The organism is Deltaproteobacteria bacterium (assembly GCA_016210005.1).
GTDB lineage: Bacteria > Desulfobacterota > Binatia > HRBIN30 > JACQVA1 > JACQVA1.
On record JACQVA010000184.1, the window covers coordinates 37,376 to 62,094 of the forward strand.

Consider the following 24,719-nt stretch of genomic DNA (forward strand, 5'->3'; position numbering starts at 1 on the left):
AGATCGAATGCCAGCGCGGGGGCGTCGAGCCGGCAAGGCGCGGCCCCTGCCCTGCGCATAGCGCCCGCTGCGCCGCCGCAGCACCGAGGCTGCGCTGCCGGCGTCTCCCGACGGCAGCGCGCCTTCAAGCGGCTGCGGGCGTCCGCCAGTTGACGCGATGCAAGGTGTAGCTGCCGCTCAGGCCCTTGAGCTGTACCTCGCGTTGCCCATCGAAGGCGATCTCGCAGCGGCCGCTGATAAGCTCCTTGAGTGCGGCCGACACCAGGATCTCGTCGCCGGCCGCTTGCGCGGCGATACGGGCGGCCAGGATCACGGTCTTGCCGAAGAAGCGGTCGGCCTCGGCGATGGCCTCACCGGTATGGAGGCCGATGCGCACGCGAATCGGCCGTTGCGCGTAACGCTCGTTGTAGCCCGCGAAGGCGCGCTGGATGGCGATGGCGCAGCGCAGACCGCGCTCTGGGTCGGCAAAGGCGAGCAGGAAGCCGTCGCCCTGCAACTCCAGCTCGGCCCCGTCATGAGCGGCCAGTTGCCGGCGCACGATGGCGTTGTGCGCGCGGATGACGCGGTGGGCTTCGCGGTCGCCCAAGCGCTCGGTCATCTGCGTGAAGCCCTCCATGTCGCTGAACATCAGGGTGACGGTGCCATCGCGCGCCACGTGCCGGCGCAAGTCGGGCCGGCGCCGCTGCACGCTCGAGGCAACACTGTCGATCGAGGTGGTGAAGTCTGTCGCGCTGATGCCCTGGGCGCGCAGCTTGAGCGTGGTCACGGCGGTCACGAGGGCGCGCATTCCTAGTGCCTGCGCGGTTTCCAGCGCCTCACCGGCCAGCTCCAGCGCTCGTTCACGATCGCCCGGCTGGCTGCGGGCGAGCAAGAGCAGGGCATAATCGTGCTGGCTTTGCGCCAACAGCGGGCGCGACTTCAGCCGGGCATGCATCGCCAGCGCGTCGTCCATGTGCTCGAAGGCCAGCGCCAGCTGGCCGCGGGTGAAGGCCAACAGGCTGAGCGAATGAGAGGCGCAGCCGACGCACACTAGGCAGCCGCCGATGATGACGTTGCGGCCGGCATAAGGCAGCAACAAGCGATAGAGGGTTTCAGCGCGGTCAGCATCCCCGAGCAGGGCACAGACCTCGGCCAGCAAACTGACTGAGATCACCCACAACAAGTCGGGCCGTAATGCAGCGAAGTCATTGGCCGCCAGCCGCTCGAACTCAGCCCGCGCCTCGGCTTCACGGCCGAGCTCGGCGTAGAGATACGCCAGTGCGCAGCGCCAAGCGGGCAAGTGCGGATACTGCGTCACCATCCGCTGCACGGTCTCCTCCAGCTCCTGGATGCGGCCCTGCTCGCGCCGCAGTATGAGCATCTGGACCGCGTACGACTGATAGGTGTCCTCCGGGCGCAGGCGCTGCCCCAGCGCCAGGGCCTCGGTGATGCAGCCTTCCGCCTCGACGAAGCGGCCATCAAGTAGAGCGCGCATGGCCGCCCACTCGGTGGCCAGCCACAGATGAATGGGCAGCCGCAGCTCCTTGGCCAGCCGGCGGTGGGTTTCGATTTCACGATCCGCCGCGGTGATGTCACCGAGCTGAAGCAGGGCCAGCAGCCGCCATTCATGCCCGATCGGGCGCAAATTCTGATCGCCGCCGACCTCGGCCAAGTGCATGATCTGGTTGGCGGCCGCCAGGAGCTCTTCAACATTGAGCGGGTTCCAGAGCACCATCTGGCGCATGCTGAGGGTGCGCGCCAGCGCGGCCGGATCACCGACCCGCTGCGCCATTTCCACCGCCGCCTGACTGACTGCCACAATGCGATCGCGGGCCTCGGTCCAGTAAAGGTGAGCGGCCAGCCGGGCCATGGCCTGGGCACGCAGGGCGCTGTCGGCGTCCGGCAAGGTGGCCAGGGCCTCTTCCAGCAGCTCGATCGCGGTTTGGTCGAGGGCGCCGGCCTGCACCCACTCTTCGGAAAAGCCGATCGCGGCACGGGCGAAGGACTCGTTCGAACCGAGTGTACGCGCCACGCTGGCGGCGGCGCGAAAAGCCTCGCGCGCCTTGGCGAAGTCGCCGGCGTAGCGCTGCGCGTCGCCCAGGGCCAGCAGCAGCTCGCAGCGGCGTCTGCCGCCGATCGGCGGTTGCAGCTCCAGAGCTTGCAGCGCGCGCTCGTAGTGAACGACCGCTTCTTCATGCGCCAACAGCGCGGTGGCGCGCTCGGCGGCGCGCGTGGCGTAGGCGATCGCCCGCTCGACGTCGCCGCCGGGGGCGGCTTCGTAGAAGTGATAGGCCAGCTCCGCCATGTGCGATTCGGGGTTGGCCGCGTAGAACTCCTCCAACACCGCGGCAATCTGCCGGTGTAAACGCACGCGCCGCGTCGTGGTCAGCTCACCGTAGAGGGTCTCGCGCACCAGCGCGTGGGCGAAGCTGTAACGGCCGACGGCACGGGGCAGCTCGGTGATGATGCGGGCGGCCATCGCCTCCTCGAGGTTCTCGATCAGCTGCTCCGCCGGCAGCTCGCTCACCCGTTCGAGCGCGCTGAGGCTGAATTCCCGTCCCATCACCGAGGCGATTGTCAGTAGCTGGTTGCAGCGCTCAGAGAGCCGGTCGAGCCGGCGGCCGACGACTTCGCGCACGCTTTGAGGAATGGTGATGCCCCACTCGGCGTCGCGGCCCTCGGCGTCGAGCCGGCCCTCGGCAATGAGCAGCCGGGCGATCTCGGTGACAAAGAAGGGGTTGCCGTCGGTTTCGCGATAGACCGCGTTCACCAGCGCCGCCGGGGCGACCTTACCGGCGGTCAGTTCGAGATAGCGGGCAACGTCACCTGCGGTGATGCCGCGCAGCAGGATGCGCCGGCTGAGCTGCTCGCGCGCCAGCTCGCCGAGGCTGTGCGACAACGGATGCTGGCGGCGCAACTCGACGTCGCGATAAGTGCCCAGCACGAGCAGGCGGCTGCTGCTCAGCTCGCGGGCCAGGAACTGCAGCAGCAGCAGCGAAGGCTTGTCGGCCCAGTGCAGGTCGTCGATAATCACCACCAGCGGTTGGCGGTTGGCGGCGTTCTTGAGAAAGGCCGTGATGCTGTCGAACAGGCGGAAGCGCGCCTGCTCGGGCTCGAGCGCCGCCGGCGGCGGCAAGTCGGGCAAGCGCTCGCGCACCTCGGAGACGATCTGGGCGATGTCGGCCGCGCCCGAACCCAGCTCGGAGCGCAGGATGGCGGGGTCGCGCTCTTGGACGTAGGAGCGCAGCACCTGCACCCAGGGCCAGTACGCCGGGGCGCCTTCGCCCTCGTAGCAGCGGCCGATCAGCACCTGCGCGCCGCGCACCCGTGCGTAGGTGGCCAGCTCCTCGGCGGTGCGGGTCTTGCCGATGCCGGGCTCGCCGACCAGCAACAGGAGCTGGCCGCGCCCCGAGAGCGCGGCCTCGAGACCTGCGCGCAGCTCGTGCATGGCGGCCTCGCGTCCGACAAACGCACCCGCCGCCATGCGGTCGAGGGGATTGGCGTTAACGGCGAGTCCCGGCGCCGTGCTGCCGGCCAGCGTCGTGCTGGCGCGCTCGATCGCCGCCAGCGCCTCGAACACTAGACTCGCCGTTGCCGGACGATCCTCTGGCGCCTTGGCCAACAGCTGCATAATCAGCGCTTCCAGGTCGAGCGGCACTGCCGGGTTGTGCCACGAGGGCGCCACCGGCGCGGTGTTGAGGTGCTGGGAGATGACGGCTACGGCATCGTCGCCGAGAAAGGGCGGGCGCCCGGTGACCATTTCATAGAGCACGGCGCCCAAGCCGTAAAGATCGGCACGGGCGTCGATGCTGCGGCCCAGGGCCTGCTCCGGCGGCATATAGGTGGCCGTGCCCACCATCATTCCTTCTTGAGTCAGGCGCGAGCGATCGAGGGCCAGCGCCAGGCCGAAGTCGCCGAGCTTGGCCGAGCCATCGGCAGTGAGCCAGACATTGCCCGGTTTGAGATCGCGGTGCAGCACCTCGCGGGCGTGTGCGTGCTCCAGCGCTTGCGCAATCTGTCCGGCGATGCGCAGGGCGTGCTCGATCGGCAGGTGGCGCGGCAGCGCTGCCGTGCCGGCTGCGGCGGCTGCCGGATCAGCGCTGTCATCCGCCGGGGCGCGGCGCAGCAAACCCTCCAGCGATCCGCCGGCCATGTACTGGCTGACGATGAATGGTTGGCCGGCTTCTTCGCCGATGTCGAACACCGTGACGATGTGCGGGTGGTCGCCGAGCCGGGCCATCGCCTGAGCTTCGCGCTGCACGCGCGTGCGGCCGCTGCCGTCCAAGCCTGCGGTCTTGATCAGCGCGATGGCAACATCACGATCCAGCCGCTCGTCATGGGCGCGGTACACGCGCTTGCGGCTGCCCTCGCCGAGAAAACACAGCACCCGGTAACGACCCGCGGCGAACGAGGCCGGCAAGGCCGCCGGTGGGGCCGGCCCGTCATCGGCCGCTGCCGTCGGGCCAAGATCACGGCGGCGCGCCAGTTCACCGGCAAGCGGAACGCCGCAGGCGTGGCAGAACGTGTTGGCAACGGGATTCGAAGTGCCGCAGGTTGCACAGGCAACATCGGTTGCCAGCGCCCAACCGCAGCGGCCACAAAAACGCGCAACCGGCGGATTGGATTGCGCACAGCTCTGACAGCTGACGCTCTGCGATGCAGGACTCATGGCGGCAGACCCGATACCTTTATGACCCGCTGTGGCAGGAATCAAGCAAGTGCGCTAGCCCCGGCTGCGCCGCCCCGCCGCTGGCCGGCTAGAGCTGCAAACGCCAGCCGCAGCGCCAGTGTCACTCGCGGTTCGATCAGCACGCGCCAACGGCCGAGCAGAGCGACTCGTAGGCCGGGCACGGCAACGCCGCGTAGGCCGATCTCCGCGACTGCGATGCCCGAGAGCGAGACCAGGAGTGCCAAGCTCCCACCTTTGCGCTGCAGCGTGGCGCTGCTCATTCACGAGTCGTGTCGGACGTTGGCAGCGGCCGCGGCAAATACCCGCTCGGCGTTGCCCCGCAGAATCGCCGCTCGTGCCTCTGGTTGTCCCTCGGTTACCAGCAGCACCTTCGCCAGCGTCGCCGCCAGCGGGTAGAAGGGCCAGTCGCTGCCGAACAGCACGCGCTCAGCGCCAACCGCGCCGATGATGTCATGCAGCTGGGTGACGCCTTGGCTGGCGATCTCCAGCCAGACGTTGGCGTGGCGCTGGGCCAAGGCCACCCCCTCGGCCACGTCGCGGGCGCCGGCATGCCCGAGCACGAACTGGACCCGTGGAAAGGCCTCGATGCCTTTAACCAGATGGCGGATCAAGGCGTAAGGCCGCATGAAGTTCGGCTCGATGCCGGAGCGGCCGGCGTGAAAGATCACCGGCAGTCCTAAACGCTCACATTCATCGTAGACCTCCAAGGCCGCCGGGTCGTCGGGAAAGAAGCGCTGCATCTCGGGGTGCAACTTGAGGCCGCGCGCGCCCCGGCCGGCGAACTGACGCAGCTGCTGCCGCCAGGTGCGGCTGTGCGGATGCACCGAAGCGAACAGCAGCAGGCGCCGGTCGGCACCGGCTTGCTCGATGGCCTGCAACCAGGTGTCAGTGAGGTTGTCGCCGAAAGGCAGCCCGGTGGCGATGGCGAGTACGTTGGCTTGCGCGACGCCCATGGCGTCCATCTCGGCAAGCAAATTCGGAACGGTGTGGGTTTGGGCGGCGCGGCTGCCGAAGAGTAGCTGGTTGCGGATTTCGCGCTCCAACTCGTCGTGGGCCGCCCGGCTGAAGTTGGTATTGATGTACACATCGAGGTCGAAGTCGCAGCCGGGCTGGTCGCGGTCGCAATCGAGGAAGTACTGCGTCCGTTCGGTGCGGCGTTGCAAATCGAGCGCCGGGGCGAACAGCAAGGCCACGCCCAGGTGGGTGTGGAAGTCGAGCGCCGGCGGCATGCCTTCAAGACGCAACCGCAGTTGCCCACTTTGGTCCAGTGCGAAGTAGGGCAGCTGCGCCAAGCCGCGGTAGCCGCGATAGCGCAACGCACCATACGGGCCCCGCCCGGAGCGCTCCGCCTCCTCGCGCATCTGCCGCTGCAACTGCGCGGCGTCGGCACCGGTGTCGCCACCCCAACAGCCGGCCACCAACCCGGCCGCGCTCAGCATCATTAGCTTGCCGAAGTCCCGGCGATTGATTGAGTCGTGCATAGATAGCAGAAGGCGCAGTCAGGCTGAGTGTGACTAGCGCTTAGGCACATCGAGGATAGCGCCGCGCGTGCGCAAGCGCTGTTGCAGCCCGGGTACGTCGAGCTGCTTGAGCGGCAGGCGCGCAGCGGCCGCCAACGCCGCTGCCGTGCCGGCGGCCTCGCCGGTGGCCATGCACGCGGGGATCTCCTTGGTCGCGTGGTGGGTGCGGTGATCCACCGAGATGCAGCGTCCGGCCGCCAACAAGTTGCGGTACTGCTTGGCGAGCAACGAACGAAATGGAATCCAATAGAGCGCTCCGTACTTGGTCCAATGCCCGGTGATGGCGATCGCGTCGGCCATCGGCCGGTCCATGTCGTCGCGCGTCAACACATACTCGCCGAGCATACGGCGGCTCTCGGTGATGCCGAGGTCGCGGGCGATCTCGCAGATGTGGGCATCCTTAAATTGCGGCGACTCGGCGCGCAGGCGGTCGACGGCTGCCATCACTTTGCTGCGGCACTCCAACTCGGCCAGCGTCAAGTCGCGCGGGTCGGTGGCGTCGATCTTGCGAATGATGCGATCAGTAGCGCCCCAGGGAAACAGCACTTGGCCTTTGCCAAGCGTTTGCAGGCAGGCCGCGCCGCTACCGAATGCGGCCTCGACCTCGGCCACCCCACCCATGCGGAACCACAACCACGGCAGCACCTTCTCCAACTCGAAGGGCACACCGAGCGAGGCGAAGACGTCGCCGTCACCGCTGGCGTCGATGACAACGTCGGCGAGAATCGCAAACCGGCCCGACTTGCTCTGGAAGGTGACACCGCGAACACGCTCGCCGTCGCGCAAGCCCTCACAGGCCCAACTGTGCAGCAGCAGGCCGACGCCACTGTCGGCACACATCCGGCTGAGCGCCAAACGGAATTCCTCCGGGTCGTAAGCCACCGAGTAGCGCACTTTGTGCGGCCCCGCGCCCCAGACTAACCCCCAGCGCAGATACTGCACCACCAGCGCCTCGTCCGTCGAGCCCCATTCTGCCGGCGGCGGGAAGTAAGCCGCGCCCCGCGCTGACAACCGCTCGACCACTTCCTGGCACAGCCCGCCGATGACTTGGTGCCCGTCGCCGTCATCGAGCGTGAGCAGCAAGATGATCAAGCCGTTGGTCGCCAGCCCGCCGAGCGAGCCGCTGCGCTCGACCAGCATGACCTCCGCGCCGTTGCGCGCCGCAGCGATGGCGGCAGCACTGCCGGCCACACCGCCGCCGACCACCAGCACCTGCGTTTCGGCCAACACCGGCGTCCGCCGTGCCGGTTCTTCCACGAACGACTTCATGGCGGAGTCCCGGCGGGCAAAGCCGGCTCAGTGCCTGGGCGCAGCGCCGGGATCACTTCGCGTGCGAACAGCTCCTGGCTCTTGAAGGCGAGTTCTCGCGGCATGTCACCGATGCGACCGCCGTGGATGAAAAGACCGAACCCGAGTTCCTCGCGGTATTGTTGGAGGCGCGCGACAATCGTAGCCGGGCTGCCGGCCAAGACGTAGCCGTTGCGCTGCAACTCCTCGAACGACAGCTCCGACGGTGGCCGCAGGCCGGCGCTGAGAAACTTGCGTAACGACTGCTCACTGACGTAGCCCGGCGGCAGCAGGAGGTGCGGCGGAATCCGCAACCCGCGCCGGAACAGCCATAGTACGTGCGGCTCGGCCTCGGCGCGCGCGCCGGCATCGCTCTCGGCTACGTATACCGGCAGGGCCAGGCCGAGCTGCTGCGGCGGCGCGTTGTAACCGGCGCGCTCGGCTTCGGCCTTGTATTCCTCCAGCAGGCGTTTGGTTTGCGCGTACGAGGTGAACAGGGTCACGAAGGGATAGCGGCGCTGCACTGCGAAGCGGATGGTCTCGGTGCTGCCTTGCGATGGCAGCCAGATCGGCGGATGCGGTTGCTGCAGCGGGCGGGGCCAGATGTTGGCGTAACGCACGCGGAAGTGCTTGCCCTCGAAGGCGAAGGGGCCGTCCTCGGTCCATGCCCGCACGATCAAATCGTGGGCTTCGTAGAAACGCTCGCGGGAGTATGTCGGGTTTACGCCCAGCGACAAATACTCACAACCGATGCCGCGGACGAAGCCGGAGATGATCCGGCCGCCCGAAAGCACATCCAACAGGGCTACTTCCTCAGCCACGCGCAAGGGATGGTCGCGCAGTGCGATGCTGTTGCCCAGGATGGCGATGCGAGCGCGGGTAGTGCGCCGCACCAGCGCGGCCGCGATCAAGTTGGGCGCCGGGCCGGTGCCATAGGCGGTCTGATGATGCTCGTTGACCCCGAGGCCGTCGAAGCCGAGTGCTTCGGCGCGCTCGAGCTCGTCGAGGTACTCGTTGTAAAGCGCCTGGCCGCGCGCGGGGTCGTAGGCGCGGTTGGGGAAGGTGATCCAGAGCGAGCGATGGCGGCGCTCGGAGTTGGCCGGCAGGTGCGGCCAGGGCATGAGATGAAAGTAGAAGAACTGCATCGGCGCGCCGGTCGCTGACGGCCTACGGCTGGGCGAGGAAGTCGGTTGCCAGCCGGACGAAGGCGGCGGTTTGCTCGAAGGGGACGAAATGGCCGCAGTCGGCCACCGTGCGCAGTACCGCCCCGGGAATGGCGCGGGCGTAAGCCTCGCCGTAAGCCAGCGGCAGGAAGGTGTCCTGCTTACCCCACACCACCAGCGTGGGCGCGCTAATGCGAGCCAGACGCCGCTCCAACTTGGGGTCGTAGAAGTACGGATTCCACGCCAGACGCGCCAGCGTGGTGGCATCGTGGTAGCCGCGCACGATCAGCTCCGGGCCATACTCGGCCGGCAACAGTTGCGTTGCCCGGACGGGGTCGTGGAAGAGGTGAGGCAAGGTGTCCTCGAAGGAATTGAGAAACAAATCGTAGCGCGCGACGCCGTCAACTTTCAGCCCGGCGGCGCCAATCAAGATCAAGGCGCTGACCCGCTCGGGGTAGGTGGCGGCAAAGGCCGCGGCAATCCAGCCGCCGAAAGAAGTGCCGACAACGGCGGCGCGCGGCAGGTCGAGAGCCGTGAGGAGATCGGCGTAGTGCAGCACCAGATCGTCCATCGCGTCGAGCCAGTCGGGCCGCTCGCTGTTGCCGAAGCCGAGGTGGTCGGGCGCCAACACGCGGCCGTGCGCCGCCAAGCCGTCGAGATAGGGATGCCACATGTTGCCGCAGTATTCCGGGTGCAAGACCAACACCGGCGCGCCGCCGCCGCCGTGCTGCAGGTGCGTGCGCACACCGCCGATGGTGAGGAACTCGGAGCGATGCGACATCGGCACGCTGATACACCCGGCGCCCAGCGGCGGCAAGGGCGCTGGCGGGGCTCCTGCTGCGGGTAGCCCGGTCCAGGTTCGAGTCCTCGGGCACTGCGGATTCGCCTTTGCTCCGGATTCGCCCTGGCCGTTGTTCATCTTCTACCACACGAATGGAATCAACCGCTTCACCTCCCGGCAATAGGCCTCGTACGGCGTGCCGAGTTGCGCGCGCAGGCGATGTTCTTCCTGCGCGGCGCGCATCGCCAACGCCGTGCAGCACAGGGCGAAGGTGAGCAGGAAGGGCGCCCGGGGAACAATCGCGAGTGGCGCGGCGGCAGCGAGCAGATAACTGAAATACAGCGGGTGGCGCACGATGCCGAACGCGCCGTCGCGGCGCAGCCGGTGCGGGGGCTCGTCGGGTAAGCGCGTCCGGCGCAGCGGCCCGATCTGCACCCGCCCCCAAAACCAGAAGGCAATCGCGGCGCCAAACACTGTCAAACCGAGCACTGCCCGCCCCAGCGGCACGACCGGCAGCCAGCTCAGCGTCACGCAGGCCGCGCTGACGTGCAGCGAGATGATCGTGACGCTGAAGCGCACCCACCATCGTTCGCGCCGGTCGTAGAACGGCAGGGCCTCTGCCACGGCCTCGGCGCGAAAGAAGTGTAGCGGCAGCCAACCCAATGCGAACACCATGGCCACGACCACGCCCACCATCACGCCGCCGCCTTCTGCGCTGCGGCCAACCGCAAACGCGAGAGCGTTAATCCCTGCGCCGACAGCACCAGCAACCCCGCCGCCATCCACGCGCTCTCGTGCAAGCGAATCACCACACCGACCACGAAGCCCAACTCGGGACGCCCACCGGCAAACGCGAGGACGCCCACTTGGCCGGCTTCCAGCGCCCCCAGCCCGGCGGGGCTCGGCGCCGCCCGCGCCACCCCGGTGCCGAGCAGCACCATCAGCAAGGTCGGCAAATCGAGCACGACACCAAACCCCGCCAGCAAGCAGTAGTACTCGCCAATCACCAGCACCTCGATCAGCAGCGAGCCGGCCAGCCCCGACACAAACGTTGCCGGATGATCGCGAAAGAAGCCGACCATGTGCTCTTCCGTGCGCCGCAGCGCGGGCATCCAAGACGCCGACCGCGGCAGCATCCGCCGCGCCCGCTCACTGTAACACCAGGCCAGCGGCCGCCGCCCGCGCCGCAGCTGCGCCAGCGGCAGCGCCAACAACCCCAGCAACGCCAGTATCGTCAGCACCAAGATGAGCGCCGCGCGCTGCGACGAGCCTAGCACCTGGGCCACCGAGAACACCGCAACATACGCCAGCACGCAGAGCATGTTGCTGATCAGCTCGAGCGCCCGGTCGATCGTCACCGCCGCACCCGCCTGTGTACCGCCAACCCCGCCGGCATACATCAGCGCAATCCGAACCGGCTCGCCCGCAAGCTTGGCCGACGGCACCAGCGCGCCGACCGCGTCGCCGGCTAGCCGCGCTGCCACCAGCCGCGCCAAGGGCAACCGCGCCCCCAGCGCGCGCGCCGCCGCCCCCCAGCGCAGGCTGTAGCCAACGAGCACCACCGCGGCTAGGACCATGTAAGCCGACAGGTACGCCGGCGACACGCGGCCGAAAGCCGCCGCCAACTCACCCAGCCCGAACTGCCAACACAGCCCGACCAGCACCGCCACGCCGACAACCAGCGGCGCGGCGCTCAAACATCGCCGCCCGACACCCTCGCCCCAGCGCATCATCGAGTAGCTCCCGCAACCTCGGACGATCGCTCTGCCGAACTCAACTGGGCGGCGAATACATCGGCAATCGGGGCGAAGGCATACTCGCGTAACAGCGCTCGCAGGCGCGCCATCAGACGATGGCGACCGATACGGAGCAGCCAGCGACCGGCACCCGGCCCGGTGGGCGATGCGGGATCAATCTCCCAGGGGTGGAGATAGAACACCGCCGTCCCCACCTCGCGTTCGAAGCGCTGCACGCAGCGCCGCAACAGCCGCGGCGGCACCAGGCGTAGGCCGGCGCCGCTGGCCAGCGGCAAATACCAGAAGCAGAGCATTTGCAAGATTCCGACCGGGATTTCCCACAGCCCGCTCGGGTGGCGAAACGGCGCCCGCGGACAGACCAGCTCGAGGCCCGGCGGGCGGTCGATGGCGAGAATGCTCGAATCATACGTCACGCCCAGCTCCGCCAGGGTCTCGATCGGCCAGCGCACGTCGGCTTTGATCGAGAAGTATGGAGCGCGGTAGCCGCGCACGTGCCGCCCCGTGATATCTTCCAGCAGCCGCAACGAACGCGCGACATCGGCGCGGAACTCGCGCCGGACCAGCTCGGCCACCGGGCGATGGCCGTAACCGTGGCTGGCAATCTCGTGGCCGGCAGCGGCCGCGCGCCGCACCAGGGCGGGGAAGCGGGCTGCCACCTCGCCGAGAAAGAAGAACGTCGCCCGCGCCTCATACGCGGCGAACAAGTCGAGCAGCTGCAAAGTATTCGTCTCCACCCGCTGCGCGGGGTGCCCCGCTAGCGCCGCGTCGTGATACCAGTCCTCCACGTCGACGCTGAGTGCGTGCCGCATCATTCGAGTCGCTAGCGCAGCTTGCCCCCCACGGTCAACACCAAGCCGACCGGACAGCTCACGCTGGCGCTCCTCAGCGCACGCGCGCCGGTTGACCGCTGCGCGTCACAGCACTACAACAGGTGCCAAATGCCGGGGATGGACGACTTTGATCTTGACGAGAGCGGTTTGCGAAGTGCCACCGAACGGGCCCGCGACGGCAAGCTCGATACCGCCGCCGCCGTCAGCCGCGCCCGCGAGGGCCGCGGCCTGCCGGCGCAGGACATGGCGGCGCTGTGGTATGCGCCCGGGCTTACTACAGCAGCGATTTATGACCTGGCGCTCGAGCTGCGGCGGGCGCATCCGGTGCGGCTCGAGACTTTCGCCCCGCTTTACTTGACCAACACCTGCGACGGCACCTGCCGCATGTGCGGCATGCGCAGCGGCAACAAAGCTCTCGAGCGCGACACCGCCGACTTGGCCCGCATCGAAGAGCAATTGGGCACTCTGCGGCGGCGCGGCATGCGCGCCGTGGCGCTGGTAACCGGCGAGTATCGCGCGCCCCGGCGGCGCTGGGCCATGGAGTATGTCAACCAGGCGCTGCACACCGCGCTGGGGCTGCAGTTCTCCCACGTCCTGTTGAACATCGGCGGCATCGACGATGGCGAGTTCAGCCGCTTACTCGACGGCATCGAACGCGACGATCGGGGCGGGGTGAAACCTCACATCACCATCTCCAATTTCCAGGAGACCTACTGCCGGGCGCACTACGCCAAGTTCATGGGCGTCGATCCGGACAACCCGCGCGCCGGGTTCGACCGCCGGCTCAACGGCTTCGATCGCGCGCGCCGCGGCGGTCTGCGCTCGGCCAACCCCGGGATCTTGCTCGGCCTCAATCGCGATCTGGGTTGGGAGCTGGCGGGATTTGCCAGCCACGCGCGCCACCTCCGCGCTCACGGCATGCAAGTCTATCTTTCCGTGCCGCGCCTGCGCCAGATCGCCGGCAAGCAGCATCAGCGCGGCGCCAGCGACGAGGAGTTCGTGCGCTTGGTCGCGATCCTTTCGCTCGGTCTGCCCGACTGCAAGATCGTTATCACCACTCGTGAGTCAGTAGCGATGCAACGCCAGCTGGTACCGATTGTCACCGTACTGTCGGCCGGCTCCTCCGCCGTCGCACCGTATACCGACACCACCGCCCGCTACCGCATCGAAACCAGCCAATTCCGCGTCCTCGATCAGCGGCCATTCGAGGAGATCTTGCGCGAGCACCTGAGCTCGGGCCAATCGATTGTGAACTTTCAGCCGCCGGCCTGAACGCCGGTATCGTCACCCCGCGCGCCTGAACAGCAGCGCGGCGCCGGTTCCGCCTCGGCCCAGCCCGCACAACAGAGCGCGCCCGAGCGGCTGCGCCTGCCCCCGGCCGCCAGCGAAGAGAAACGGCGCACCCGGCTCGGCCTGGCGCAAGTTGCACAGTGGCGGTACGGCTTGGTGGTGAAGCGCAAGACAGGCGGCCGCAGCGCTCAGTGCGCCGGCCGCACCGAACTCTCCGATCGCACCTTTGATCGAAGTGAGGTAGACGCCGCCGGCGAGCCCGCCGAACACACCCGCGAAGAGGTCGAGCTCGCAGGCATCGAGCTGGCGCGAGGAGTTAGCCGAGCCGCAAATCAGCCCGACCGGTAGGTCGCCGAGCAGACGGCGCAACGGCACCCGTGCCGCCGGGGCGCGCGCGGGCCACTGGTAGGGCGGAGCGCCCACGCTGAAGTTGGCATCGCCCTCGATTTCGGCGTACACCCGCGCCCCGCGCACCCGCGCCCGCTCCGCCGACTCGAGCGCCAGCATGGCGGCGCCCTCGCCCAGCACCACCCCGTTGCGCCCGGCATCGTACGGGCTGCACCACTCATCCCCGCCGTGTTGCCCCGACAGCGCCCCGGCCCGGCGATAGATGTCGCACACGATCCCCGCCAATTCATCCCCGCCGCCGGCCAGCACCACGTCGGCCCGACCCGCACGCACCGCCGCGCAACCGAGGATAATCGCCTGTTCGCCCGTGGTCTCCGCCTGCGTGACCGTGAAGTTGACGCCGGTAACACCCAGTTCCATCGCGGTGTAGCTGGCGGCGGCGTTGAGCACCAAGTTGGGGAAAATCATCGGGCTAGCGGCCGCCGGCCCCTTGCTGAACACCCTTTCCAGCTGCACCGCCGATTCCGAGATATCTCCCAGCGCCGACCCGACTATTACGCCGACACGCGCAGGCGGCAGTGTCGCGGCAGCAATGCCGGCGTCATCCAGCGCCATGCGGCTAGCCGCGACTACCATGCGCGAGCAATTGTCCATGCGCCGCAGCTGCGCGGAAGTAATGAACTCGCGCGCGGCGAAGTCGCGCACCTTCGCCGCTACGGATGGAACCTCGGCCGCCACCAGGCGGCCTTCGCTCCGGGCGATCCCCGACTGCCCATCCGCCAACGCCGCCCAGAAGCGCTCGCGGCCGATGCCGATCGGACTCACCACCCCGATGCCGGTAACGGCAACCGCGGGGGGCCGCCGCCCATCTCCGCGTCGTGGTGTCTCGCTGGTCAGGCTTTCACCCTTCATAGCCGCGGATGATCACGCTGGTGTTGTTGCCGCCGAAGCCGTACGAGTTCGAAAGCACGGTGGTGAGCTGCGCCGGGCGGCTCAGCTTCGGGACATAGTCGAGATCGCACTCGGGATCGGGGCTTTCTAGCGTCGCCGTCGGGGGCACGAAGCCGCCGCGAATCGCCAGCAAGCTCGCCAGCGCCTCGATCGCGCCGGCGGCGCCGAGGCAGTGCCCGATCATCGACTTGGTCGAGCTCACCGGCACCTGCAAGGCGCGGGCACCGAGCACGGCTTTGATGGCGCGAGTCTCGACCACATCGTTGAGCGGCGTCCCCGTCCCGTGGGCATTGACGTAGTCGATCTCCTCCGCCGCCACGCCGCCTTCGTGCAGTGCGCGGCGCATGGCGAGCGCGGCGCACTCGCCGTCGGGTCGCGGTTGTGTGAGATGATGCGCGTCGGCACTGACGCCATAGGCGACAAACTCGCCGACAATGCGTGCCCCGCGCTGCCTCGCGTGCTGCCAGTGCTCGAATACGAACATGGCCGCGCCTTCGCCGAGGGTGAGGCCGGCGCGGTTCTTGTCGAACGGACGGCAGGGCTCGCGAGCAAGCGCCTGCAAAGCGTTGAAACCCGAATACGTCATTTGGCAGAGCGAATCCGTCCCGCCACAGAGGACGGTGGCGGCGCGGCCGCTTCTGATCCAGTCGGCAGCCAGGCCAAGCGCATTGGCGCCGGAGGAACACGCGGTCGACACGGTCAAGCGCGGTCCGTAACAGGCAAAGGCGTGGGCTACAGCGTCTGCCGGCGTCGACACCGGCGTTTCGAGCCAGTCCGACAGGCGCCGGTGTCCGGGCTCGCCTACCACCATTCGCCTAAAGCACTCCTCCCCTGCCGCCATGCCGCCGGTGGTGGTGCCGATGACCACGCCGGCATCTCCCGGTTCGGTTAAGCCCGCCATGCGCCACGCCTCCGCCGCCGCCATCAGCGCCAGCAGCGTCGTACGCGAGGCCCGCCGCACGGTTGCACGCGGCAGCCAAGCCGGCGGGTGCAACTCCTTAACCTCGGCCGCCGTCGAGCTGCGAAATCCCGCGCTGGAAAACAGCGACAGCTCACCGATGCCGCAGCTTCCCGCACGCAGGCCTTCGGCAAAGGCCGCCACACCGACGCCGAGCGCGTTGATACTACCGAGTCCGGTGATGGCTATGCGATCCAAGGTGAGGTCCAACGTCGAAGGTCGTAGTCTCACGCCATCATTAGGCCGCCGTCGACGACGAGGGTGGCGCCGGTGATGTAATTCGCGGCCGGGCTGGCGAGGAAGCGGATGGCGTGAGCCACCTCAGCCGGCTCGCCGAATCGGCCCAACACAATCTGTTGGTTGAAGCGCGCACGCTCCGCCTCGGGGAGGCCGGCGATCATGCGCGTCTCGATCAGCCCTGGGCAAACGGCATTGACCGTGATGTTGTAGCGGCCGACCTCACGCGCCAGCGACTTGGTCAGGCTGAGTAGCCCGCCCTTGGCCGCGGCGTAATTGGCGGCGCCATCCTTACCCAGCAGTGCGGCCGGCGAGATCACGTTGATGATCCGCCCCCAACGGCGGCGGATCATCGGCCGCAGCGCGTGCCGAGTGCACAAGAAGGCTCCGCGCAGGTTTACCGCCATTACCTCGTCCCACGCCTGCGGCGCCATCATCATCACGAAGCCGTCGCGCGTGACGGCGGCATTGTTGACCAAGATGTCCACCCCGCCGCGCTCACCGAGTTGTGCGAACATGGCGTCGATCGCCGCCGCATCGCCGACGTCGGCACGCACCACGCTCGCCTCCGCCCCGAGCGCCCGCACGGCGGCGGCCACATCTTCGGCTTCGGCGGCCGAGCGCGCGTAGTTGACGGTCACCGCCGCGCCCGCTGCTGCCAACGCCTCGGCCGCAGCCCGGCCAATGCCGCGCGAGGCGCCGGTAATCAGCGCGCGCTTGCCGTCAAGGCGAAAGGGATCTCCGTTCATCGCAGCAGCCGCCACAGTTGCCCCTTGATCTTGCGCGCGCGCAGTGTCTGTAGCACTTGGATATTGGTCTTGATGCCTTTCCCGGGCACGATCCAGTTGGCGTGTGCGCGCGCGTAGGTCTCGATCCGTTCGATTAGATCACCCTCGAGTGTCGGCGCAATGTAGAACTTCGGGTAGAGCAGGTTGTCGTCGGCGTCGATCTGACCGTCGCGCAGCGCGGTTTCCACCATGGCGGTGCCGGGCAGGATGCGGATGCCGGTCATGGCGATCACCGCGGTCGGTTTGAGTTCGTCCATCAGCGCGATCGTCTCGCTCACCGTCTGGCGGGTCTCGCCGGGGCCGCCGAAGATCAGACTGTGGCAGAACTTGAGCCGGTGCTGGTGACACAGCTGCGAGGCCCGCCGCAGGTCATCGATGTCGAACTCCTTCTTCAGGTTGGCGATCATCGCCGGCGAGCCGGCATCGGTGCCGAACTCGATCGCCTTGCAACCCGAGGCCGCCATCAAGCGGCACAGCTCGTCGTCGACAAACTTCGGGTTGAGGTAGCCGGACCATTCGACGTCGAGCCGGCGGGCGGCGATCTCCGCGCAGATGTCCTTGGCGTGCCGCATGGGCAGGTTGAAGATGTTATCGACGAAGAACCAGTGGCGAATCTGGAACTGTTCCCGCGTCGCCTGGATCTCGTCAACGACCGCCTTCGCGCTCCGCATCCGCACCATCGACCCTTCGATGAGCGGGTAGCTGCAGAAGACACAGTCGAAGTGGCAGCCGCGCTTGGTCTGGATGTTGAGCGCCCCGCCGCGTTCGTAGTACCGATCCAGGTCGAAGCGCTGGCGCATCGGCACACCGGTGATATCGAGGTGCTTGATGCGCGCAACTGCGTTCACGCAGACGCCGCCGTTCACCGGCTGGCAGTTGAACTCCGCGGTCGAGGCGAACGGCGCGCCGCTAGCGAGGCGGTCGAGAACCCACGGAAACGCCGACTCGCCCTCTCCGATCACACCGGCGTCGGCACCGAGGTAGTCCATGATCGTTGCCGGCATGATGGTGAAGCCGGCGCCGCCGAGCACGATCGGCGCGCTGGTCAGCTCGCGGATGGCATCGACCAGCCGTTTGTAGTCGTCGATGTACGAAGTGTTCTGCGGAAAAGCCGATGAGTCGAGGTTACGCAGCGAAATACCGATGACCTGCGGGTTGAAGGCGCTGATCTTCTCGTCGAGCGCCGGGCGCAGGGCGTCGAGAAAACACAGGTCGAGCGTATCGACGGCGTGCCCCTGCGCGGCCGCCACCGCCGCCATGTACGCCGCGCCGATCGGGAACACCGGGTCCGGCAGCTGCTCGGTGTTGGCAGAGATCAACAGCACACGCAGCGAGCGGTTGGTCATGAGGTTTCTTCGCGGCTGAGAACCAGACTGACGATGTTGCCCGAATAGCACAGGGCATTGACCATCACCACCGGCGGTTCCAGCAGACCTTCTTCAGCCATCGACAAAGAAGAACCGCAGAAAGCCTCCGGGCGCATCACCCCCGCCGCCAACGCCAATGCCAGGACCCCGCTGGCGGCGAAGCTCTCGCCCAGCACCGCTTTCGGTGCCAGCACAAGCGGCGGCGACGGACCGAACAGCTGCGCTAGTGCCGCTTGCTCGCTAGCGTCGAGCGGAGTTCCGTGAGCACCGGCAAGCACCAAGGCGATGTCATCGGGCACATGACCGCTCAGATCGAGTGCGCGCCGCATCGTCGCAGAAATGCCCGTACACTCTCGAGCCCGGCGCGTCAGGCTCGGCTCGAAGCCGGCACCGTAGCCGTCAATTCGCCCCAAGGCGCGCGCGCCCCGCTGCCCGGCATGATCCTGGCGTTCAAGCACGACAACCACAGCCCCTTCAGAAGGCCAAATACCTGCCACGGCGTCGGCAAACGGGCGCGACTGTTCCGGCGCCTTCAACAGCCCCATGTCGTCGAGTCCCTCCAGCAGCGCGGAACCAAGCACATCCGCACCACCGGCCAGCACTACATCCGCCTTGCCCATCTGGATCAAGTCGAAGCCGTAGCCCACCGCACCCAAGCCGGCGGCAAGGCCCATGTGCGCGGTAACGTTGGGGCCCCTGATCCCGAGCGCAATCGACACTTCACCTGCGGCCGCGCTCGAAACCGTGTAGGCGAACAACCGCGGGCTAGCCGCCGCCGGGCCCTGTTCGATGATCTTCTGGTTGTACTCGGCGTTGGTAAGTAAGCAGCCGAGCCCAGTACCAAATGAAAGCCCGACGCGATCGGCTTGCGCCGGTGCAATCGTGAGTGCGGCGCTATCGACGGCGAGGTACGACGCCGACAAGAACATCCGGCACAAGCGGTCGAGTCGTCCGATGCGCGAGCGCTTGTCCGGCGGGATCGCCTCCAGCGGGATTTCAGCCACTGTCAGTGCGCGCTCGCGATCGTGCGCGTATGGCGGGCCGCTGGCTGCGACTCCTTGCAGCAGCGCCTCGACCGAGTGACCGAGGGGCGAGACCACTCCCAGGCCCGTGATCACCACCGGCGGCATCACCGATGCAGCCTCATGACGCCCGCTGCAGTACGATCGCGGCGTTGTTGCCGGCAAAGGCCGACGAAGTCGACAGAGCGGCGCGCACGGCATGGCGCCGCGGCGTGCCGCGCACGACGTCCAGCGAGCACGCCGGATCGATCTGCTCGCAATTGGCGGTAGGCGGGATCACGCCGTCGTCCAGAATGCGCGCGCACATGATGGCCTCGAAAGCGCCGGCGGCGCCGAGGGTATGACCGATCGCGCCCTTGATCGAGTTCACCGGGATGTGCGGGGTGGCGTCGCCGAAGACGGCACTGATCGCGGCGACCTCCATCGCATCGTTGTAAACGGTGCCGGTACCGTGGGCGCTGATGAAGTCGATGGCGCCGGCCTCCATGCCCGCGTCCGCCAACGCCGCGCGCATCGCGCGGGCGGCCCCGGCACCGTCGCGCGCCGGCGCCGTCATGTGCACCGCGTCGCCCGCCAAGGCGGTTCCCGCCACCTCGACCGTAGGTTCGAGGCCGCGTGCCCGTGCATGCGCCGCCGACTCGACCACCAGAACCGCCGCGCCCTCTCCCAGCAGCAGTCCATCGCGCCGAGCATCGAACGGCCGCACCGTGTCAGCCGTCGTCGCCCGCAAGCAGTTGAAACCGCTCACCACAAATTCACAGATGGTTTCGGCGCCGCCGACGATGAACACCTCGCCCTGCCCGCGCCGGATGAATTCTAGCGCCAGCCCGACGGCATGCGTGCCCGAGGCGCACGCGATCGATGGGCTGACTACGGGACCGCGCACGTCGAGTTCACGGGCGAGACGGGCAGCGACCGCGTAGTAGGGATAATGCAGGAGCTGGCGGACCGCGAAGGCCGCCCCGCTGCGGCGGCGGCGCTGATACAGCTCGCCGATCAGCATCCCGCCCAAGGTCGTGGCTAGAATCACCCCGACGCGCGTCCGGTCGGCGGCAGCCAGATCAAGGGCGGCGGCGCTCAGCGCCTCGCGCGCCGCCACCAGGGCGTACTGGCTGATGCGATCGAGCCGCAGTCCTTCGCCGGCAGACAGATCACGCGGCGGCAGAAAGTCCGCCACCTCGCCCGCCGCGGCGTGGGCGTACGCGCTGGTATCGAACGAGCGAATCGGGCCAAGGCCGCTGCGTCCGGCGAGCAAGCCGCTCCAGAAGGCCGGCACCCCTCGGCCCAGGGGCGAAAGCGCACCGCAGCCGGTGATGAAGGCACGCTGGTCGGGGTTCGGGTACATGGTGCGGCGGAATCATACGGGGCGAACGGCACATCGTTCAAGCCCGTGTTCGCAGCTCGTGTTCGCCGGCACGACCGTAACGGCCCGCGGGCCACGGCAAAGTCGTTCACGCGGGTTCCCGGGGTTATCGCGTTGCCGCGGCAACAGGTTTCTCTTTGAAAAGTTGGGGGTCGGGAGGGATTTGGTACCTCAAACAGGTGCGCGCTGCGAATGTCGTTGCATAGCCCGATCGGCCTTCGTACAGGTTGGTCATGAGAACCCCACGCCGGCTGGCGCTGAGCGCAGCCACCGCCTGGCTCGGAGCCGTGCTCGCAGTGGCGGTGGCCGCCGAGCCGCCCGGCAAGGATCGGCAGCCGCCCCGCCCGCCGGCGGTGGCGGGGCAGCTGCCGGTGCGCTTGCGTTCGGACTTCCCGGAATGCGCGCACTGTCTGGTGGCCAAGGGTGCGGGGCTTAAAGGCGTTACCGGCACGTACATTCTGGATCAGGTGCGGCTGAAGCACGGCATCACGCAGATGGAGCCGGTGTTCGGCGGCGTCCCGCTACAGCCGGCGGGCAAGAAGGCCAACGACAGCTCCTTGCTCAGTTGCTCTTCCTTGACGCAGGTGGCGATCGGGGTGTTCGCACTGTTGAAGCCGATGTCATTTTGGGTGGCGGCAATGCTCTTACCTTGCGGATCGAGCGTGACATCGAACCACACCGAAGTCCCGGGCTGCCCGCAGGCCTCACCCGCGGTGATGGTCTGTGCCGCCGCGGGCATGGCCAGCAAGGAAGACAGTACCGTGAGCAACAGCCCCGATCGTGCCCGCCGCAGCCGGCGGCGGGTCGCGCGATGATAATCAGCAGACATTGCCATCCCTCCTTCAGCGCTCGGCGATCAGCGTTGAGCGGCCGCGCTTCTCGCCTTCAGATAGGCGGCGCTCCACCAGCCCTCCCACTGCCCCTGGCGCCCGTGCGGATCGGAGAAGCTGCCGCTCAGCCGTACGCCCTGGATGGTGCCCTCGAAGGCACACAGGGATTGTCTACCCGCCGGCGACTCCGCCCGGGTCGATACCAGCCGGAAGCCGATTTGATCGCCGTCGACGGTGCCTGCGAGATCGGCCGGGCCGCCATCGCCCATGCCCTTCATCGTCCGCACGCCGCTGAGGGCGCCGCCGGGGCTCACTTGGAACCGCGCCGCCCGCCGCCCGCTCGCCTGCTGCCCGTTCTCGTCCAGCGCATCTACGCCAACTTGCCACGTGCCGTTGGCGTTCATGGCGGTTACCTCCGGCGGCTGAGCGGAGGCGCGGCTTGCCGCGCCCAGCACTAGCGCCACACCCGATACGGCGATTCGCATCAGTTGTTGTCTGCCGCCGCCCGTCATAGTGTCGTCCCTCTCTTCCTCGGGCGCTAGCGGCCAATGTTGCCGCTATACCCGATCGACAATGTGATCGTCCAGTAGCACAGATCAGTGAATGTACAGGGTAACGAAAAGGTACCAAGTACTTCGTACCGGTCCTGGTCCTACAGGACCCAGTTACCAGGACCAGGACCGGTACTAGGACCCGGGCCGCTGCAGGGCCGTGGTCGCCACGGCGCGCCGCGAGCGCCCGCCACCGTGGCCTCAGCCAAAGGCATGGAAAAGAAAGCCCGCGCCCTCGACGTGAAGCAGCTGCTGGCGGCGGCAATGAAGAAGTGATCGGCTGCTGCGCTCGCTCAGAGAGATGGCGCGGGTCCGTCGGCTCACCGCGTGCGCCCCCTGCGGAGCTAGAGTCTGGCCGCGAGATTGCGGTCGCCGACTGACGGCCGGCAACTTCGCCCGCTCGCTTAACGCTGCGGGGTTACCGGTTGACTCCGCAATAATTGTGATCGCTTGACTTCAACACCTGCTTTTGGCATCTGCGGGGCCGATGCTTGTGTAACTTAACCTTGACGGGTCGCACAGCCGGGAGGGCGTGATGCGCAAGCGGTTGACAGCACTGGTCACCGGTCACCGGTCACCGGTCACCGGTCAGTAAGGGCGATTGCCCTGGTTGTACTGCTTTGTCAACTGCTGTGGGCGCAGGAGCCGCCGGTGCGGCGGTTCTTTTATTGTCGCGCCCCTCTTCCCGTCGCCGGAGGTACTCATGAGACGAATGGGTAACGGCCGGTGTGCGCCTATTCTCGTGCTGGCTGCCCATAAGTTGGTCGGCGAGGCGTTTGCTTGTAGCCTTCGACTCACCACTGCGCTGTGTGCGCCGCTGGCCGCCTTTACTGCTGGAGCTGTAGCCAGGCTGGCGGAGCAGTTGACTGCTGCGCCCGAGCTGGCGATCGTGATCAGCCCCGATGTCGCCGTCTTGACTGGGGCCATTCGCGCGCTCAAACGACAATGGCCCACGGTGAGGGCACTGGCCGTGGCTGTGCCGAACCAGGAGACTGCGCTGATCTCGGTCGACACGCTGCGCGCGGACCATCTCGGGAGCTACGGCAGTTCAGAGAGCCTCACGCCGCACCTCGACCGTCTGGGAGCCGACGGCGTGGTGTTTGAGCATAGCATCACGTCGTCACCGTGGACGCTGCCGGCGATGGCATCGCTGTTTACCGGCCTCTATCCCCGCCACCACGGCGCGGGAACCATCACCAACCATCGCACGCCTCTGGGACGCGCGCCGCTACCCCCCGGCTCGTGGACCGTCGCCACGGCCTTGCGCGAACGCGGCTATCGCACGCACGCCATCGTGACCAATCCCTATCTCGCCCTGCATTATGGCTTGGGCGAAGGGTTCGATGCCTACGAGAACATCACGATTGAGTCGGAGGCTTTCCTGTCATTTCGGGAGACGACGGCCGGTCGGTTGCTCAACTGGCTGCGTCCCGATCTCGTGATCGGCGACCGCGGGGAGACGGTCAGTCGACGGGCGCAACAGTGGCTCGCCACCGTCGACCCGGCACAGCCATTCTTGCTGTGGCTGCACTACCTCGACCCGCATCCGCCTTACAGCCGCGCCGGGGTCACGAGGCACAAGAGCCTCCGCGGGGACATGGCCTTCGAACCGGCCACCGCGGGATCGGCGCCGCTGAGTCTCACGTCGCCCGACGTGGCCCGGCTCCGCAGTGGGGAGATTCGGCTGAGCGACGCAGAGAAGGAATCGGTTCGCACGTTGTACCGTGCCGAGGTGGCGAGCGTGGACGCCGCTATTGGCTCGGTACTCGATGCGCTCGACGCCCGCGGCTTGCGGGAGCAGACCTTGGTGGTCTGCATCGCCGACCACGGCGAGGAATTCTGGGAGCACGGCGGTGTCGAGCACGGGCACACGGTGTACGAGGAGCTGGTGCGCGTGCCGCTGCTGATGCGCTGGCCGGGCAGATTGCCGCACACGCGCATCGGACAGCTGACCCGTATCATCGACGTGGCGCCGACGATTCTCGACCTGCTCGGCCCCCCGGCACCGGCGGGCCTTGACGGCACGTCGCTGGTGCCGCTTCTTCGCGGCGAGAAGGTGGCGCCACGAACTGCGCTGACCGAGAACATGCTGTTCGCGGAGGAACGCGTTGGGCTGCGCACCGCCGGGCACAAGTACGTTCGCTGGCCCTCGGGCAAGGAGGAGGTGTACAATCTGCTCCAGGATCCGCGGGAGCTGCGTGATCTGGCGGGTATCGATGCCGCCGTCAGCCCGTTGCGCCAGCTCTTCGCCGAACTCGACCGTAGCACCATCGTGCGACCCGAGAGCGTGCTGGCGCCGGCACTGGGCGAGAAGACCCGGAGTGCGCTGCGGGCACTGGGGTATCTGCACTGACACGAGGCACGCGCTGCGAATGTCGTTGCATAACTCGATCGGCCTTCGTACAGGTTGGTCATGGAGACCCCCCGCCGGCTGGCGCTGAGCGCAGCCACCGCCTGGCTCGGAGCCGTGCTCGCAGTGGCGGTGGCCGCCGAGCCGCCCGGCAAGGATCGGCAGCCGTCCCGCCCGCCGGCGGTGGCCGGGCAGCTGCTGGTACGCTTGCGTTCGGACTTCCCGGAATGCGCGCACTGTCTGGTGGCCAGCGGCCGGGGGCTGACCGCTGCCACCGGCACGCGGGTTCTCGATCAGGTGCGGCTGAAGCACGGCATCACGGCGATGGAGCCGGTGTTCGGCGGCGTGCATGCGGCCGAGCGGCGCAAGGCGGCGCAGCAGCGCTTCGGGGCCAAGGGGGCAAGAGGCGGTGCGGGGACTGTAGATCGTCGACTGTCGACCGTCGACTTGTCCCAGATCTATCTGGTGCGCGTGGATCCGAAGGCCGATGTGTTGAAAGTGGCCGCTGACTTCCGCCGCGACCCCAACGTGGTGTCGGCCGAGCCGAACTATCTGTACTCGATCAAGTCGACAGGTGACCTCAGTCCGGAAGTGAACCTCGCGCCAAGGCGCAAAGCCGCAAAGCAGAGTACGGTCTCCGAAGAGGCGTCGCCAGCA

20 protein-coding genes are annotated in these 24,719 nt (G+C 67.7%); 4 read left to right on the forward strand and 16 right to left on the reverse strand.

The window, feature by feature from the left end; translation table 11 throughout:
- Positions 1 to 124 precede the first annotated feature (124 nt).
- From HY699_17940 to HY699_17980, 9 genes are all read right to left on the reverse strand, one after another.
- Positions 125 to 4,648: a protein kinase gene (locus tag HY699_17940; protein ID MBI4517691.1), complete on the reverse strand. Its 4,524-nt coding sequence runs from the start codon at positions 4,646 to 4,648 to the stop codon at positions 125 to 127.
- 41 nt (positions 4,649 to 4,689) lie between these two features.
- On the reverse strand, positions 4,690 to 4,929 hold the full coding sequence (locus HY699_17945) for a hypothetical protein (GenBank protein MBI4517692.1): 240 nt from the start codon (positions 4,927 to 4,929) through the stop codon (positions 4,690 to 4,692).
- Positions 4,930 to 6,150, reverse strand: coding sequence for an amidohydrolase family protein (locus HY699_17950; GenBank protein MBI4517693.1), 1,221 nt, complete (start codon positions 6,148 to 6,150; stop codon positions 4,930 to 4,932).
- 33 nt (positions 6,151 to 6,183) lie between these two features.
- Positions 6,184 to 7,458, reverse strand: coding sequence for an FAD-dependent oxidoreductase (locus HY699_17955; protein MBI4517694.1), 1,275 nt, complete (start codon positions 7,456 to 7,458; stop codon positions 6,184 to 6,186).
- Entirely contained in the window at positions 7,455 to 8,621 is a 1,167-nt protein-coding gene (locus HY699_17960) for an LLM class flavin-dependent oxidoreductase (protein ID MBI4517695.1), read from the reverse strand. Before HY699_17960 ends, HY699_17955 begins: the two co-directional genes overlap by 4 nt.
- Before the next feature lie 22 nt (positions 8,622 to 8,643).
- Positions 8,644 to 9,420, reverse strand: coding sequence for an alpha/beta hydrolase (locus HY699_17965; protein MBI4517696.1), 777 nt, complete (start codon positions 9,418 to 9,420; stop codon positions 8,644 to 8,646).
- A gap of 141 nt (positions 9,421 to 9,561) precedes the next feature.
- Positions 9,562 to 10,116, reverse strand: a complete 555-nt coding sequence (locus HY699_17970; GenBank protein ID MBI4517697.1) for an isoprenylcysteine carboxylmethyltransferase family protein — start codon at positions 10,114 to 10,116, stop codon at positions 9,562 to 9,564.
- Complete coding sequence (locus tag HY699_17975; GenBank protein ID MBI4517698.1) at positions 10,116 to 11,153, reverse strand: flippase-like domain-containing protein; 1,038 nt, start codon at positions 11,151 to 11,153, stop codon at positions 10,116 to 10,118. The genes HY699_17970 and HY699_17975 overlap by 1 nt, the downstream gene beginning before the upstream one ends.
- Positions 11,150 to 11,989 (reverse strand): polysaccharide deacetylase family protein, encoded by an 840-nt coding sequence (locus HY699_17980; protein ID MBI4517699.1) that lies wholly within the window; start codon positions 11,987 to 11,989, stop codon positions 11,150 to 11,152. Before HY699_17980 ends, HY699_17975 begins: the two co-directional genes overlap by 4 nt.
- A gap of 135 nt (positions 11,990 to 12,124) precedes the next feature.
- Here HY699_17980 and HY699_17985 point away from each other — a divergent pair, with 135 nt between their 5' ends.
- Positions 12,125 to 13,279 carry a hypothetical protein gene (locus HY699_17985; GenBank protein MBI4517700.1) on the forward strand — a complete coding sequence of 385 codons (1,155 nt, stop codon included), beginning with the start codon at positions 12,125 to 12,127 and terminating at the stop codon, positions 13,277 to 13,279.
- Positions 13,280 to 13,291: 12 nt separating this feature from the next.
- Here HY699_17985 and HY699_17990 read toward each other — a convergent pair whose 3' ends face one another.
- The 6 genes from HY699_17990 to HY699_18015 are packed head-to-tail and all read right to left on the reverse strand — an operon-like array spanning position 13,292 to position 20,313.
- Positions 13,292 to 14,557, reverse strand: a complete 1,266-nt coding sequence (locus HY699_17990) for a hypothetical protein (protein ID MBI4517701.1) — start codon at positions 14,555 to 14,557, stop codon at positions 13,292 to 13,294.
- Positions 14,547 to 15,785 carry a beta-ketoacyl-[acyl-carrier-protein] synthase family protein gene (locus HY699_17995; GenBank protein ID MBI4517702.1) on the reverse strand — a complete coding sequence of 413 codons (1,239 nt, stop codon included), beginning with the start codon at positions 15,783 to 15,785 and terminating at the stop codon, positions 14,547 to 14,549. The genes HY699_17990 and HY699_17995 overlap by 11 nt, the downstream gene beginning before the upstream one ends.
- Positions 15,782 to 16,540, reverse strand: a complete 759-nt coding sequence (locus HY699_18000) for a 3-oxoacyl-ACP reductase FabG (GenBank protein MBI4517703.1) — start codon at positions 16,538 to 16,540, stop codon at positions 15,782 to 15,784. The genes HY699_17995 and HY699_18000 overlap by 4 nt, the downstream gene beginning before the upstream one ends.
- Entirely contained in the window at positions 16,537 to 17,925 is a 1,389-nt protein-coding gene (locus HY699_18005; protein MBI4517704.1) for a cobalamin B12-binding domain-containing protein, read from the reverse strand. The genes HY699_18000 and HY699_18005 overlap by 4 nt, the downstream gene beginning before the upstream one ends.
- Entirely contained in the window at positions 17,922 to 19,079 is a 1,158-nt protein-coding gene (locus HY699_18010; protein ID MBI4517705.1) for a hypothetical protein, read from the reverse strand. Before HY699_18010 ends, HY699_18005 begins: the two co-directional genes overlap by 4 nt.
- A gap of 10 nt (positions 19,080 to 19,089) precedes the next feature.
- Positions 19,090 to 20,313: a beta-ketoacyl-[acyl-carrier-protein] synthase family protein gene (locus HY699_18015; GenBank protein MBI4517706.1), complete on the reverse strand. Its 1,224-nt coding sequence runs from the start codon at positions 20,311 to 20,313 to the stop codon at positions 19,090 to 19,092.
- A 251-nt stretch (positions 20,314 to 20,564) separates the two neighbouring features.
- Here HY699_18015 and HY699_18020 point away from each other — a divergent pair, with 251 nt between their 5' ends.
- Complete coding sequence (locus HY699_18020) at positions 20,565 to 21,146, forward strand: hypothetical protein (GenBank protein MBI4517707.1); 582 nt, start codon at positions 20,565 to 20,567, stop codon at positions 21,144 to 21,146.
- A gap of 41 nt (positions 21,147 to 21,187) precedes the next feature.
- Here HY699_18020 and HY699_18025 read toward each other — a convergent pair whose 3' ends face one another.
- On the reverse strand, positions 21,188 to 21,646 hold the full coding sequence (locus tag HY699_18025; protein ID MBI4517708.1) for a hypothetical protein: 459 nt from the start codon (positions 21,644 to 21,646) through the stop codon (positions 21,188 to 21,190).
- 769 nt (positions 21,647 to 22,415) lie between these two features.
- On the opposite strand from HY699_18025, the gene HY699_18030 reads away from it, so the two are divergent.
- Both HY699_18030 and HY699_18035 read left to right on the forward strand, forming a co-directional pair.
- On the forward strand, positions 22,416 to 24,065 hold the full coding sequence (locus HY699_18030) for a sulfatase (protein ID MBI4517709.1): 1,650 nt from the start codon (positions 22,416 to 22,418) through the stop codon (positions 24,063 to 24,065).
- Between the two features lie 60 nt (positions 24,066 to 24,125).
- Positions 24,126 to 24,719: hypothetical protein (locus HY699_18035; protein ID MBI4517710.1), on the forward strand; the 594-nt coding region annotated here is incomplete at its 3' end.

Excerpts from the sequence above, each read along its gene's own strand:
- HY699_17940 (MBI4517691.1), bottom strand. The coding sequence starts at position 4,648 with ATGAGTCCTGCATCGCAGAGCGTCAGCTGTCAGAGCTGTGCGCAATCC.
- HY699_17945 (MBI4517692.1), bottom strand. The coding sequence starts at position 4,929 with ATGAGCAGCGCCACGCTGCAGCGCAAAGGTGGGAGCTTGGCACTCCTG.
- HY699_17950 (MBI4517693.1), bottom strand. The coding sequence starts at position 6,150 with ATGCACGACTCAATCAATCGCCGGGACTTCGGCAAGCTAATGATGCTG.
- HY699_17955 (MBI4517694.1), bottom strand. The coding sequence starts at position 7,458 with ATGAAGTCGTTCGTGGAAGAACCGGCACGGCGGACGCCGGTGTTGGCC.
- HY699_17960 (MBI4517695.1), bottom strand. The coding sequence starts at position 8,621 with ATGCAGTTCTTCTACTTTCATCTCATGCCCTGGCCGCACCTGCCGGCC.
- HY699_17965 (MBI4517696.1), bottom strand. The coding sequence starts at position 9,420 with ATGTCGCATCGCTCCGAGTTCCTCACCATCGGCGGTGTGCGCACGCAC.
- HY699_17970 (MBI4517697.1), bottom strand. The coding sequence starts at position 10,116 with ATGGTGGGCGTGGTCGTGGCCATGGTGTTCGCATTGGGTTGGCTGCCG.
- HY699_17975 (MBI4517698.1), bottom strand. The coding sequence starts at position 11,153 with ATGATGCGCTGGGGCGAGGGTGTCGGGCGGCGATGTTTGAGCGCCGCG.
- HY699_17980 (MBI4517699.1), bottom strand. The coding sequence starts at position 11,989 with ATGATGCGGCACGCACTCAGCGTCGACGTGGAGGACTGGTATCACGAC.
- HY699_17985 (MBI4517700.1), top strand. The coding sequence starts at position 12,125 with ATGGACGACTTTGATCTTGACGAGAGCGGTTTGCGAAGTGCCACCGAA.
- HY699_17990 (MBI4517701.1), bottom strand. The coding sequence starts at position 14,557 with ATGAAGGGTGAAAGCCTGACCAGCGAGACACCACGACGCGGAGATGGG.
- HY699_18000 (MBI4517703.1), bottom strand. The coding sequence starts at position 16,540 with ATGAACGGAGATCCCTTTCGCCTTGACGGCAAGCGCGCGCTGATTACC.
- HY699_18005 (MBI4517704.1), bottom strand. The coding sequence starts at position 17,925 with ATGACCAACCGCTCGCTGCGTGTGCTGTTGATCTCTGCCAACACCGAG.
- HY699_18015 (MBI4517706.1), bottom strand. The coding sequence starts at position 20,313 with ATGTACCCGAACCCCGACCAGCGTGCCTTCATCACCGGCTGCGGTGCG.
- HY699_18020 (MBI4517707.1), top strand. The coding sequence starts at position 20,565 with ATGAGAACCCCACGCCGGCTGGCGCTGAGCGCAGCCACCGCCTGGCTC.
- HY699_18025 (MBI4517708.1), bottom strand. The coding sequence starts at position 21,646 with ATGCGAATCGCCGTATCGGGTGTGGCGCTAGTGCTGGGCGCGGCAAGC.
- HY699_18030 (MBI4517709.1), top strand. The coding sequence starts at position 22,416 with ATGAGACGAATGGGTAACGGCCGGTGTGCGCCTATTCTCGTGCTGGCT.